At 68.1% G+C, this 12,794-nt stretch carries 7 protein-coding genes; 2 read left to right on the top strand and 5 right to left on the bottom strand.

Translation table 11 applies throughout. The annotated features are described in order from the left end of the window. The first annotated feature begins 2 nt into the window (after nt 1–2). The gene (locus HU825_RS10935; protein WP_284692192.1) at nt 3–4,571 is read left to right on the top strand and encodes a non-ribosomal peptide synthetase; all 4,569 of its coding nucleotides are present in this window, start codon (nt 3–5) and stop codon (nt 4,569–4,571) included. Next, on the top strand, nt 4,558–6,003 hold the full coding sequence (locus HU825_RS10940) for an amino acid adenylation domain-containing protein (RefSeq protein WP_234302023.1): 1,446 nt from the start codon (nt 4,558–4,560) through the stop codon (nt 6,001–6,003). The genes HU825_RS10935 and HU825_RS10940 overlap by 14 nt, the downstream gene beginning before the upstream one ends. A gap of 890 nt (nt 6,004–6,893) precedes the next feature. Here HU825_RS10940 and HU825_RS10945 read toward each other — a convergent pair. From HU825_RS10945 to HU825_RS10965, 5 genes are read right to left on the bottom strand one after another with little or no spacing between them, the layout of a single operon-like run. After that, nucleotides 6,894–7,838, bottom strand: a complete 945-nt coding sequence (locus HU825_RS10945; RefSeq protein WP_077683530.1) for an ABC transporter substrate-binding protein — start codon at nt 7,836–7,838, stop codon at nt 6,894–6,896. After that, complete coding sequence (locus tag HU825_RS10950) at nt 7,835–8,671, bottom strand: ABC transporter ATP-binding protein (protein ID WP_167136419.1); 837 nt, start codon at nt 8,669–8,671, stop codon at nt 7,835–7,837. The genes HU825_RS10945 and HU825_RS10950 overlap by 4 nt, the downstream gene beginning before the upstream one ends. Then, on the bottom strand, nt 8,671–9,717 hold the full coding sequence (locus HU825_RS10955; protein ID WP_234302024.1) for a FecCD family ABC transporter permease: 1,047 nt from the start codon (nt 9,715–9,717) through the stop codon (nt 8,671–8,673). The genes HU825_RS10950 and HU825_RS10955 overlap by 1 nt, the downstream gene beginning before the upstream one ends. A 3-nt stretch (nt 9,718–9,720) precedes the next feature. After that, the gene (locus tag HU825_RS10960) at nt 9,721–10,755 is read right to left on the bottom strand and encodes a FecCD family ABC transporter permease (RefSeq protein ID WP_152947549.1); all 1,035 of its coding nucleotides are present in this window, start codon (nt 10,753–10,755) and stop codon (nt 9,721–9,723) included. Between the two features lie 54 nt (nt 10,756–10,809). Beyond that, complete coding sequence (locus HU825_RS10965) at nt 10,810–12,771, bottom strand: TonB-dependent receptor domain-containing protein (RefSeq protein WP_234302025.1); 1,962 nt, start codon at nt 12,769–12,771, stop codon at nt 10,810–10,812. Nucleotides 12,772–12,794 lie beyond the last annotated feature (23 nt).

Raw genomic sequence — 12,794 nt, forward strand, 5'->3', positions numbered from 1 at the left:
AGATGCACGACAACATCATCGGCCTGCTCCGGCAGCTCGCCGGACAGGGCGTACACCTGGCGCTCAATGCCGAGGACCAGCTGGTCTCGCAGTCGAGCAGGGAGGCGCTGACGCCCGAGCTGGGTCAGCTGATCCGCACCCATCGCGACGCCATCGTCCGCTGCCTGCGCGCGCGCCAGGCATTCGACGCGCCCATCGAGCCGACCCACGCCGAGGTTGGCCCGCTGTCCTCGTCGCAGAGCGGGCTGTGGTTCATCGAGCAGTACCAGGAGCATTCGCACCTGTACAACATGCCAGTGTTCTTCCGCCTCAGCGGCGAGCTGGACGTGGCCGCGCTGGAATTCGCCTTCGACGCCCTGGTGCAGCGCCACGCCAGCCTGCGCACGCGCTTTGTGCGCAACGCCGAGGGCAAGGGCGAGCAGCAGATCGTCGCCCATCGCGGCTTCGCCCTGGTCCACGAAGACTTCACCGGACTGGAGGAATCGGCCCGCGAGGCACGGGTGGCCGAACGGGTGCGCGAGGAAATCGAGCGGCCGTTCGATCTCGCCAACGGCGAGCTGACCCGCGTACACCTGCTGCGCCTGGGCGCGCGCGAGCACGTGCTGCTGATCAACCAGCACCACATCATTTCCGATGGCTGGTCGGTGAAGAACATGTTCGCCGACCTCAAGACCGCCTTTCTCGCCTACCAGAATCGCCAGCCGCTGGACTGGGGCGAGCCGCCGCTGACCTTCATCGACTACGCGCACTGGTTCAACTCGCCGCTGTTTCGCGACTACCACGCCGAGTACAAGCCGTTCTGGGTCGAGCGCCTGGCCGGCATCCCCGAGGTGCACAGCCTGCCGCTGGACCGGCCGCGCCCGGCACAGCAGACCAGTGGCGGCGCGCTGGTGTTCTCGACGATCGACAACGGCCTGTGGGCGCGCTTCAAGCAGCTCTGCCAGCGCCACAGCGCTTCGCCGTTCATCGGCCTGCACGCGCTGTTCGCCCTGCTGCTGGCGCGCCACAGCGGCGAGCGCGACATCGTCGTCGGCACCCCGCTGGCCTACCGCGAACGCCCGGACATCGAGGCGCTGGTGGGCTTCTTCGTCAACACTCTGGTGCTGCGCACGCAGCTGCCCGAGCAGCAATCGTTCAGCGACTACCTGCGCCAGTGCCGGCAGGACGATCTGGAAGCCTTCGACCACCAGCTGTACCGCTTCGAGGCACTTGGCGAGGCGCTGGGCATGGACCGCCATACGGCGATCAACCCGATCTTCCAGATCATGCTGGTGTACCAGGCGCGGGTCGATTTCAACGACCTGATCCCCGGTTGCGCGGCGGTGGAGGAAACCTCGCCGGCGCTGCCGGCCAAGACCGATATCTCGGTGAAGGTCACCGAGCTGATGGATGCGGTGCGGGTCGATTGGCTGTACGCCACCGCGCTGTTCGAGCGCAGTACCGTCGAGGGGTACGCCAGCCGCCTGCTGCGGCTGTTGCAGGCGGTGGTCGCCGACCCCGAGCAGGACATCTGGCAACTGCCACTGCTCGATGACGAACTGCTGCGCGCCACCGGCGAGCGGTTGGCGGCGCTGCCGGCGGGCTACCCGCACGGGCTGACGCCGTTGTCGCTGTTCGAGGACTGGACGCGCCGCCAGCCGCAGGCCGTGGCGCTGCATGAAGGCGCAGGCCACATCAGCTACGCCGAGCTGGATGCGCGGGCCAACCGCCTCGCGCACTGGCTGCAGGCCGAGGGCTGCCAGCCAGGGGCGCTGGTCGGCGTGCTGGCGCGACGCGAGAACGCCTTCGCCGTCGCCGCGCTCGCGGTATGGAAGGCCGGCTGCGCCTACGTGCCGCTGGACCCGGATTACCCGGCCGAGCGCATCGCGCATATCGTCAGCGACGCCGGGCTTGACCTGCTGCTCGGTGCCGGCGCAGCGCCGTTCGCGCTGGGCGAGCTGCGCTGGGTCGACCTGCACGACCCCGAGCTGGGCGCGCAACTGGATGCCCGGTCGCCCACGGCGCCGCCGCGCAGTGACGCGCCGCAGCAGCTGGCGCAGGTGATCTACACCTCGGGTTCCACCGGCCTGCCCAAGGGCGTGATGATCGAGCACGGCGCGCTGGCCAACCTGCTGCTGGACCACGGCCGCCGTCTGGCCATCGGCCCGGGCGACCGCATGCTCGCCTGCATGTCGCTGTCCTTCGACGCCGGCAACATGTGTGCGCTGCTGCCGCTGAGCCACGGCGCCTGCCTGCGCTGGGCCGACCCCGGCGAAGGCCTGCTGGATGAGATCGAGCGCACGCACACCACCCACATGATCTTCGCCACCGCGCTGCTGGCGACCCTGCCGGCGCGGCCGCTGCCATCGATGAAGGCGGTGGGCTTCGGCGGCGAGGCCTGTCCGCCGATGCTGGCCGAGCGCTGGGGCCGGCAGTTCCGTCTGATCGACATGTATGGCCCGACCGAAGCCACCGTCACCGCGCTGACCAAGCTCATCGAGCCCGACGCGACGCCGAGCATCGGTCGGCCCATCGACGGCATGCAGGCGCTGGTGCTCGACGCGCATGGCCGGCTCTGTCCGGTCGGCGTACCGGGCGAGCTGTGCCTGGCCGGGCTGGGTCTGGCGCGCGGCTACCTGAACCAGCCGCAGCGCACCGCCGCGGTGTTCCGCGAGCATGAGATCGCCGGCGTGACGGTGCGGCTGTATCACACCGGCGACCGCGCGCGGCTGCTGGCCAACGGCGACTACCAGTACCTCGGGCGCATCGACGAGCAGCTCAAGCTGCGCGGCTATCGCATCGAACCCGGCGAGATCGAGGCGCAGCTCTCCATCAGCTGCCCGGCGCTGCAACAGGTCAAGGTCATCGTCGCCCGCCAGGGTCAGCGCCAGGCGCTGGTGGCCTACGCCTCGGTCAAGGCGGGTGAAGCCATGCCAGACGCCGACGCCATCCTGCAGGACGTGGCGCGGCGCCTGCCGGAATACATGCTGCCGGTGCGGCTGATCCTGCTCGAGCGTATGCCGCTGACCGCCAACGGCAAGCTCGACCCGCGGCGGCTGCCGCCGGTGGAACTGGCCGACAGCGCCGTGCTGGTGGCGCCGGCGGACGAGCTGGAAGCGGCGGTGCTGGCGATCTGGCAGGGTGTGCTCGAGCAGCCGCTGGGGGTGGAGAGCGACTTCTTCGCCCTCGGCGGCGATTCGATCCTGAGCATCCAGCTGACCACCCGCCTGCGCGATGCCGGGCATGCCTGCACGGTCAGGGAAGTGTTCGAGGCGCGCACCGTGCGCCGCCTGTGCCGGGTGCTCGGCCAGCCGCGCGAACGGGTGGCGATCCGTGCCGAGCAGGGCGTGCTGGAGGGCGAAGCCTTCGCCCTGCAACCGATCCAGCAGTGGTTCTTCGAGCAACCGTTCGCCAGCCCGCAACACTGGAATCAGGGCGTGGTGCTGCGTCTGCCGGCCGCCATCGAGGTGGCGCAGCTGATGGATTGCATGCGCCAGCTGCTGGGTCATCACGACGCGCTGCGCCTGGCGGTCGCTGCGCGCGGCCAGCGCTATCTGACACATGTGAAATTGAGCGAGCCGGCGCGGCTCGATGCGGCAACGCTCGGCGAGGAAGGCTTGCAGCAGGCGCTGACCGAGCTGCAGGCGCACCTTCAGCCGGCGCAGGGGCGCCACTTGGCCTGGGCGTTGATCGACAACCTCGCCGGCGGTACGCGCGGGCTGTTCATCGCCGTGCATCATCTGGCGATCGACGCGGTGTCCTGGCGCATCCTGGTCGATGACCTGCGCCGGCTCGCACACGGCGAGGCGCTGCCGGCCAAGACCAGCAGCTACCGCCAGTGGGGCGAGGGGCTGGCCGCCTATGCCCGTCGTGCCGAAGCGCAGCTGCCGTACTGGCAGGCCGAACTCGCCGGTATGCCCGAGACAGCGTCGGCGGGCTGGGCGGGTAGCGGCGCGCCGCGTGAACAGAAGCTGGAACTGAGCGAGGCACTGACGCGGCGGCTGCAAGAGGCCACCCGGCACTTCGCGGTGGACATGCGCGAGCTGCTGCTGGCCGCGCTGACCCGCGCGCTGCACGACCTCGGGCTGGGCGAGCGGCAGTGGATCATGCTCGAAGGCCACGGCCGCGAGGCCATCGACCCGGCGCTGGATGTCAGCCGCACGGTCGGCTGGTTCACCAGCATGTTCCCGCTGGCGCTGCGCGATCAGGCGGACTGGCCGCAGCTGCTGCGCCACGTCGCCGAGCAGCTGCGACGGGTGCCGGACAAGGGCGTCGGCTACCTGCCGCTGCGCGCCAATCCCGAGTATCGAGCGCAGCTGCCGCTGCCGGCGGTAGCCCTCAACTACCTCGGTGTCTACCAGAGCGGCACGGATGCCTGGCAGGCACTGCCCATCGCCCCCGGCCGGCCGAGCGCGACGGACAACCCCTCGGCGGAGCTGATCAGCCTGCACGGCGGCGTGTTCGACGGACGCCTGACCCTGCGGCAGATCGGCAACCTGCGCGCCGAGCTGAACGATCGGCTGCTGGCGCTGCTGCAGGGCAACCTGCTGGCGCTGGCCGAACGCGCGGAGGTCAGCCATGAACAGGCTTGAGCGGCACTTCACCGAGCAGTTCCAGTGTCATGCCGCGCGCCCGGCGCTGGGTTGCCTGGGCGACAGCTTCAGCTACGCCGAGCTGCAGGCGCGGGTCGCGGCCATCGCCATGCAGCTGCGCCAGTGCGGTCTGCGGGCCGGCGAGCGGGTCGGCATCCACCTGCAACGCTCGCCGGATCTGGTCGCCAGCGTGCTCGCCTGCCTGCGCGAAGGGTTGTGCTTCGTGCCGCTGGAGCCGGAATTCCCGCACGAACGGCTGCAGGGCATCGCCAGCGATGCGCAGCTGAGTCTTGTGCTGCAGGAGCAGCCGGTGGCGTTTGCGCAGCCGACCTGGCAGCTGCGCCCGGGCCTCGCCGGCGAGCTGGAATGGCCCGAACAGGCCGAGCGCCTGCCGGCGTACATGATGTTCACTTCCGGCTCCACCGGCCGGCCCAAGGGTGTGGTGATCAACCGCGCCGCGCTGGCCAACTTCCTCGCCGCGGCGACCGCGCGCCTCGGCATCGGCCCGGCGACGCGCTGGCTGTTCACCACCACCCCGGCGTTCGATATCTCGCTGCTGGAGATGCTCGGCCCGCTGTGGAGCGGCGGCTATGTCGAGGTGATCTGCGCGCCGACCCACAAGGACCCGGTCGAGCTGCTGCAAGTGCTCGCGCGGCGCAGCGATCTCAACACCCTGCAGGCCACCCCGGCGTTCTGGCGCATGCTGCTCAAGGCCGGCTGGCAGGGCCGGCCCGGACTGCGGGCGCTGTGTGGCGGCGAGGCGCTGGATGCCACGCTGGCGACCCGGCTGGGCGGCTGCGTCGGCGAATTGTGGAACTGCTATGGGCCGACCGAGGCGACGGTGTGGTCGTTGATGGCGCGTATCGAACTGCCGCTCGAGGAGGCCGGCGTGCTGCTGCGCCAGTCGCTGGACGGCTACCGTCACTGGCTGCTGGACGAGCACGGCGAAGCCGTCGCGCTGGGCGGCGAGGGCGAGCTGTGCATTGAGGGGCCGTCGCTGGCCGACGGCTACTGGCAGCGCGACGACCTCACCGCGCAGGCCTTCATCGACTGGCACGGCAGGCGGCTGTATCGCACCGGCGACCGGGCGCGCCGCGTCGGCGAGGATGTCTACCTGTACTGCGGACGGCGTGACGACCAGATCAAGCTGCGCGGTTTTCGCATCGAACTGGGCGAGATCGAGGCCAGCCTGCGCCGGCTGGCCGGCGTGCAGGACGCCGCGGTGCGGCTGCATGGCGAAGGCGATGAGGCCTGTCTGGTCGGCTATGTGGAATTGCGCGAGGCCGGGGCGCTGAGTCGGGTGGCGATCCGGCGCGAGCTGCAGCGCAGTCTGCCGCACTACATGGTGCCGGGGCGGATTGTGTTGCTGGAGTGTTTGCCGAAGACGGCCAGCGGGAAGATTGATCGTAAGCGGTTGGTCGAGGTGGTTTGAGGGGGTGTTTTGTAGCTTGTCGGTCGGAAGACTGGGCGATTACCGCGTGTGCCTGCACTCCGGGTTTCGACCCCTCGGCCGAGTCACTTTCTCTTTGCTCCGGATCGCCGGCCGGCGCGAAAGAGAAAGTAACCAAAGAGAAAGCGCGCCCAACATCCGGGTTTTGCTACGCAGAACTTGGCGCCCCCTCATGAAGGGACGTCCCTGCCTAGGCGGCCCCGTCCCTCATGACTCGCTCGTCGTCCATGCCTCGCGGCTCCCTGCGCGACACCTCCACTCGGCCTCCCGACGGGGAAGGGGGCCGGGTCGCCTGAAAGATCGAGAAGCAAGCTTCACTGTGCTTGGCTTTGGCTTTGGCTTTGGCTTTGGCTTTGGCTTTGGCTTTGGCTTTGCTTTTTCTCTGCACGGCCTGTCAGGCGGCACCCACCGCCCCTTTCAGGAGGGTGAGTGGAATCGTTGCGTAGAGGGGCGAGCCGCAGGGATGCGGCGAGAGTCGTAAAGGGCCAGGGATGGCCCTTGTACGACGACCCTCGGAGTGGCGATGGAGCGAACGAACCCCGGCGCAGCCGGGGCCGGATGTAGGGGCAAGCGGTTTTGGTTACTTTTGCCGCGATTGGCAAAAGTGACTCGCCCAGCAGGGCGAAACCATGTTGTCAGGCAACTCGCCAATCGCTTCGAAAGCAAACCGTCATTCACCTGCAGTCCGGGCCGAGGAAAGCGCGGCGTCATACACCGAGGCACACGCCGGAACCCATCTTAAACAAGGTGGAAAACGCTGCGCGGTTTTCCTCCCTACGGTTGCCAAAAGGCACTCGCCCAGCAGGGCGAAACCAAGCCCTCAAGCGGCTCGCGAATCGCTATAAACGCAAACTTTCAATTCACCCCGATCCTCAATCCTTCACCACCGGCTCAGCCTCCGCCTTACCCAACAACCCCTCGATATCCTCGATCACCTGCAGCGCCGCCATCGGCCCGCCAAGCGAAGTCCACAACGACCCGTCCACCGCACCGAAGCGCTTCGCCTGAATGGCCGACAGTTGACGGAAGGCCGGCGTCTGCTCGGCCTGATTCATCGCCTCGACCGCCTCGCCGCTGGTCGCCAGCGTGCCGATCACCAGCCAGTCGGCGTCGAGCAGTTCCAGCGATTCCAGGCTCAGCGCCATCGAATGGGTGTGACCGCGGTCCTGCTGGTGAGCGGGGCGGAGCAGCCCGACGTCTTCGGCGACGGTGCTGGCGAAGGCATCCTTGAACATGTACGACGGCCCTTTGGGATTCCAGCGCACGATGCTCAGCGTTTCGCCCTGATGGGCCGCCAGACGCTGGCGCGCGGCTTCGACCCGTGCGCGATAGCGCTCCAGCACGGCCTTGGCTTCGGCTTCCTTGTTCAGCGCCTGCGCGGTGCGCTGCATGCTTTCCTGCCAGGGGCGTGCCCAGTTGAAGGTGATCACCGTCGGCGCGATCTCGTTGAGGATCGCCAGCTGCTCCGGCTTCACCGGGCCGGTGAGGATCAGGTCGGGTTCCAGTTCCAGCAGAGTCTCCAGATTGGGGTTGTCGATGTCGCCGACCACCTCGATGCCGGCCGGCAGCTTGCCGTCCAGATAGCGTGGCGGCGCGGCCTGGCCGCGGCCGTTGATGGTGCCGACCGGGGTGACGCCGAGGGTCAGTGCGGTGTCCAGGTCGATCTCGCTGAGGGTGATCACCCGCTGGGGTGCTTCCGGCACGGTGACCGTGTTGCCCATGGCGTCGGTCACCTGGCGGGTGTCGGCGTAGGCGGGCAGGGCGAGCAGGCCGGCGAGCAGCACGGCGACGAGGCTGCGGTGCATCTTCAGGGTCATTGCATGCGTTCCTTTTCGGGGTGTTCGTGGCGCAGCGGTTGCGGTGCGACGTGGCTCTGGCGGCGGCGTGGCACGATCACCGGAGCGCCGTCGCCGGGAGCGTGGAGGATGTCCACGTCGGTGTCGTAGAGGCGGTCGACCAGCGCCTTGGTCATCACCTGCCGCGCCGGGCCGATGGCCTGCACGCGGCCGTCGGCCAGGGCAATCAGCTCGTCGCAATAGCGCGCGGCGATGCCGAGGTCGTGGATCACGATGAGCACCGTGCGCCCGGCGGCGGCGATGCCGTGTACCGCCTCCATCACCTCGGCCTGGTGGCCGATATCCAGTGCGCTGGTGGGTTCGTCGAGCAGGATCAGGTCGGTGTTCTGCGCCAGGATCATGCCCAGCCAGGCCCGTTGCGCCTGGCCGCCGGAGAGCGAGGAGGCGCTGCGCTGCCAGATGGCGTCGAGCTGCATCGCCTCGCGGGCGCGGGCGACCTGATCGGCGTCTTCCTCGCTCCACTGGTTGAACCAGCCCTGATGCGGGTGACGGCCGTACTGCACCAGTTGCTCGACGCGAATGCCCTCGGCCAGCACCGGGCGTTGCGGCAGGAAGGCCAGCTCGCGCGCCAGCGCCTTGAGCGAATAGTGCGTCAGTGGCTTGCCGTGGATCTCCACCGTGCCGCGTTGCAAAGGCAGCTGGCGGGCCAGCAGCTTGAGCAGGGTGGATTTGCCGCTGCCGTTGGGGCCGACGATGCCGATCAGCTTGCCGCGCGGCAGGCTGAAGGACACGTCGTCGAGCACGACCTTGTCCTGATAGGCGAAATGCAGGTTTGCTGCACGCAGGGCAGTCATCAGTCAGCTCCTCGTCTGTCCTTGATCAAGAGGCCGAGCAGCAGGATGCCGCCGAGCAGGCGCGTCATGATTCCGGTGGGGATTTCCTCGGGCTGGGCGAGCACACGCACCAGCGTGTCGCTGCCGAGCAGCAGCAGCGCGCCGCACAGCGCCGACAGCCAGATCGGCGCGAGATTGTCGCGCGCCAGCCACGAGGCGAGGATCGGCGCGGCCATGGCGATGAACACCACCGGCCCGCCGATGGCGGTGCCCAGCGCCGCTACCAGGATCGCCAGGGCGAGCACGCCGAGCTGGATCATCGGCACGCGGATGCCGAGATTCTGTGCGGTGGCGTCGCCGAAGCGCAGCAGCGCCAGCGGCCGGTTGACCAGCGCCAGCAGCGGGCAGAGCAGCGCCAGCAGCACCGCGATGGGGCTGACCGTCTGGTAGCTGATGCCGGCGAAGTGGCCCATCGTCCACAGGTAGATGCTGCCCAGATGTACCAGCGGCTGGGTCGACATGGCGAAGTCGCCGATGGCGCCGAGCAGCTCGGACAGCGCAATGCCGATGACGATAAACAGATAGCCCTGCTCGCCGGGACGCCGGCACAGGGCAAACAGCGCGGCGGCGGCGAGCAGGGCGCCGAGCGGCGAAGCCCACCAGGGCCAGTTGCCGAGCGTCAGGTAAAGGGCGAAGGCGACCACGGCGAGCGACGCGCCTTCGTTCACGCCGATCATGTCCGGCGTGGCCAGGCGGTTGCGTACCAGGGTCTGGATCAGGCAGCCGGCCATGCCCATGGCCAGTCCGGCGACGATGGCCGCCGTGACCCGCGGCAGGCGCAGCTTGAACACCATGATCTCCTGCAGCTTGCTGCCGCGACCGGCGAGCGTGGCGATCACGTCGCGCACACCGAGGCTGCCGCTGCCCAGGCTGATCGCCAGCACCGCGAGGGCGACCAGCAGCAGCGCCAGCAGGCCGAACATCAGCCAGTTGCGCCGGTGCAGCAGCAGGCTCAGGCCGCCGATGCGCAGCGTCCAGACGCCGGAAGGATTGGCAATGGGCGGCATCGGTTACCTCACCGTCAGCAGTGAACGGAAGCCACCGCGCAGCACGATGGCGATCAGCGCCGGCGCGCCGAGTGCCGCCAGCAGCGTGCCGACCGGCAGCTCGTAGGGTTGCAGCAGCCAGCGCGCGAGCACGTCGGCGGCGAGCAGGAAGAGCATGCCGAACAGCGTGGAGAACAGCAGCTGGCGCAACAGCGCCACCGGCTCGAGCAGCCGCGCGCAGTAGGCAGCGAGGAAACCGACGAAGCCCACCGGGCCGGCCAGGGAAATGGCGCAGGCCGTGAGCAGGGTGGACGCCGCCAGCACGCCGAGACGCACCCAGCTGGTGTGGATGCCCAGCGCGCGTGCCTGGCTGTCGCCCATCTGCATCAGCGTCAGCTGCCGGCACAGCAGTGCCGCGAGGATCAGTCCGAGCACGGCGAGCGGGGCGACGGTGGCGAGCGCGTCGAGGCGCGAGGCGGACAGCGAGCCAAGGTTCCAGAAACGGAACTGTTCGAGCGCCACGCGGGTGGATAGCAGCAGGTAGTTCGCCAGTCCGCCGAAGATGGCGCCCAGCGCCACGCCGGCGAGAATCAGCTTGAGCGGGCTGGCCTGGCCGAGCATCAGGCCGATGCCGAGTACGACCAGATTGCCCAGCAGCGCGCCGAGCCCCGACCAGAGCAGGTAGCCCTGGGTCGACTCGACGCCGAAATAGATCAGGCCGATCACCAACCCGAGTACCGCACCGGCATTCACGCCGAGCAGGCCGGGTTCGGCCAGGGGGTTGCGCGTCGCGCTCTGCAGCAGCGAGGCGGCGATCGCCAGACTGGCGCCGACCACCAGCGCGGCGAAGGTGCGCGGCAGACGCAGGGTATCGACGACCATCGCCAGCTTGTCGTCCGCCACGTACTCGGGCGCCCCGAGCAGGTAGCCGAGCACGGATTCGGCGCCATACACGCCGGCGCCGGTGGCCAGCGAAAGGGCTAGCAACACCAGCAGAAGGCCGCCCCCGGCAACGAGGGTGGCCTTCTGGAATGCCGGCATCGTCGAATCAGTTGGCATGGTTCATCGGTCTTTGGCTCCGGTAGCCCGGCGTTGCCGCCGGGCCGGGATGGGTCAGATGTCGTAGTTGAAACCGACGAACAAGGTGCGGCCCATGAGGATGTTGTCGACCGACTGAGCGACGTCGTCGCGTTTTTCGTTGGTCAGGTTGTTCATCCCCGCGCGCAGCGACAGCTCTCGCGTCGCCTGATACTTGGCGCCCAGGTTGAGCTGATGGAACGCACCGCTCTCGACGTTGGGTTCGGCCGCCGAGACGTAGAGCAGCTGACTGCCGGTGTACTGATAGTCGAGGTTCAGCCCGAGCTTGGGCATGGCCTGCCAGTCGACGCCGAGGTTGGCGACATGCTGCGGCGAGTTGCGGATCGCTTCGTCGGTGTCGCGATCCTCCGCATCCGAGTAGGTGTAGTTGCCGCGCAGGCCGATGGAGTCGGTCAGCGCATAACGGCCGTGCAGTTCGTAGCCCTGCACCCGCGCCTTGCTGACGTTGCTGTAAGTCATTACTGGCGGGCGGTAGCCGACGCGCCAGGTATCGGTGACGATCATGTCTTCGATGTCGTTGTGGAAGAACATGATGCCGGCCTCCAGCCGCTCGTTCTGGTAAAGCGTGCCGATCTCGTAGCTGGTCGCGGTTTCCGGCTTGAGGTCGGGGTTGCCGATCAGCGTGCACATGCCGCGGCAGGCCAGTACGCCGTAGGTCTCGTCGGACTGATAGATGCTCGGCGCCTTGAACGATTTGCCGGCGCCGCCCTTGATCACCCAGTTGTCGGTGAGGTTGTAGACGCCGTAGGCACGCGGGCTGAACTCGCCGCCGAAGGTGTCGTGGTCGTCCCAGCGACCGCCGAGGGTAATGTCCAGATCGCCGAGGGAGAACTCGTCCTGCAGGTAGAGCGCCTTCTGGTCGACTTCGGTGTCGGAACCGAGATTCTGGTTATGCGCCAGCTCGGTACGCCGCCATTCGCTGCCGACGGTGAACAGGTGGCTGCCCAGCGCGGCGCTGAGCTGGCCGTCGACGGTGTGGTTGTTCTGCTGGATGTCGCCTTTCTTGCCGCGCAGCGTGGTCATGATCTGCGAGTCGTCCATCAGGTCGACGTCCTCGTAGTAGTAGCGCACGCGGGTGTTGAAGCCGTCCCAGTTGCCGCTGTGGCCGAGGCCGAAGCTCCAGCGCTCCATCTCCTGCACGTTGGGGACGACGGCGCCGAAGTTGTTCCATTCGGCCTCGCGATCGTCCTTGTGATGGGTGAAATCGAGGTCGACGGTCTGGCGCTCATCCAGCAGCCAGTTCAGCGAGCCGAAGACGCTGCCGTTCTGCCGTTGTTCCACCGCGTCGGTGTTGGGGTTGACGGTCTGCTCGCTCAGCCAGGCGGCCTGGTCGGTTTTCTCGACGAACAGATTGCCGCGCAGTTTGCCGTCGATCAGCGCGCCGCTGACGTAGCCGCTGGCCTGATGGCTGTCGCCGGACTCGCCCTCGCTGGGGTGTTCGTAGGTATAGGCGACGCCGGCGTGCGTTTCGTCGGTGGCCTGACGCAGGATCACGTTGACCACGCCGCCCAGCGCATCGGCGCCGTACAGCGAGGACATCGGCCCGCGGATCACTTCGATGCGCTCGATGGCGGCTATCGGGATCGACGACAGGTCGAAGTCGTTGGCGTAGTTGGACGACAGTGCATCGCGCGAGTTGATGCGCCGGCCGTTGACCAGCAGCAGGGTGTAGTCCGAATCCATGCCGCGCAGCTTGATTTCCTTGCGGCCATAGGTGGACGACGGGTTGATGTGCACGCCCGGCAGGTACTTGACCGCATCGGCCAGGTTATACACCGGCAGCTTGTCCAGCTCCTCGCGGGTGACCACCGAGACGCTGGCCGGGGCGCTGAGTTCGCTGTGGGCGGTCTGGGTGGCGGTGATGACTTCGTTCTTCAGGGTGACCGGGGTATCAGCCAGCGCTGCCAGCGGCAGCAGGCTGCCGAGCAGGGTCAGGGAGAGATGACGGGGACGGCCGATTCTTCGTACAAGCTGCATGTGCAGGCTCCGTTGCCAAGTAG

The sequence above is a fragment of the Pseudomonas phenolilytica genome, assembly GCF_021432765.1.
Lineage (GTDB): Bacteria > Pseudomonadota > Gammaproteobacteria > Pseudomonadales > Pseudomonadaceae > Stutzerimonas > Stutzerimonas phenolilytica.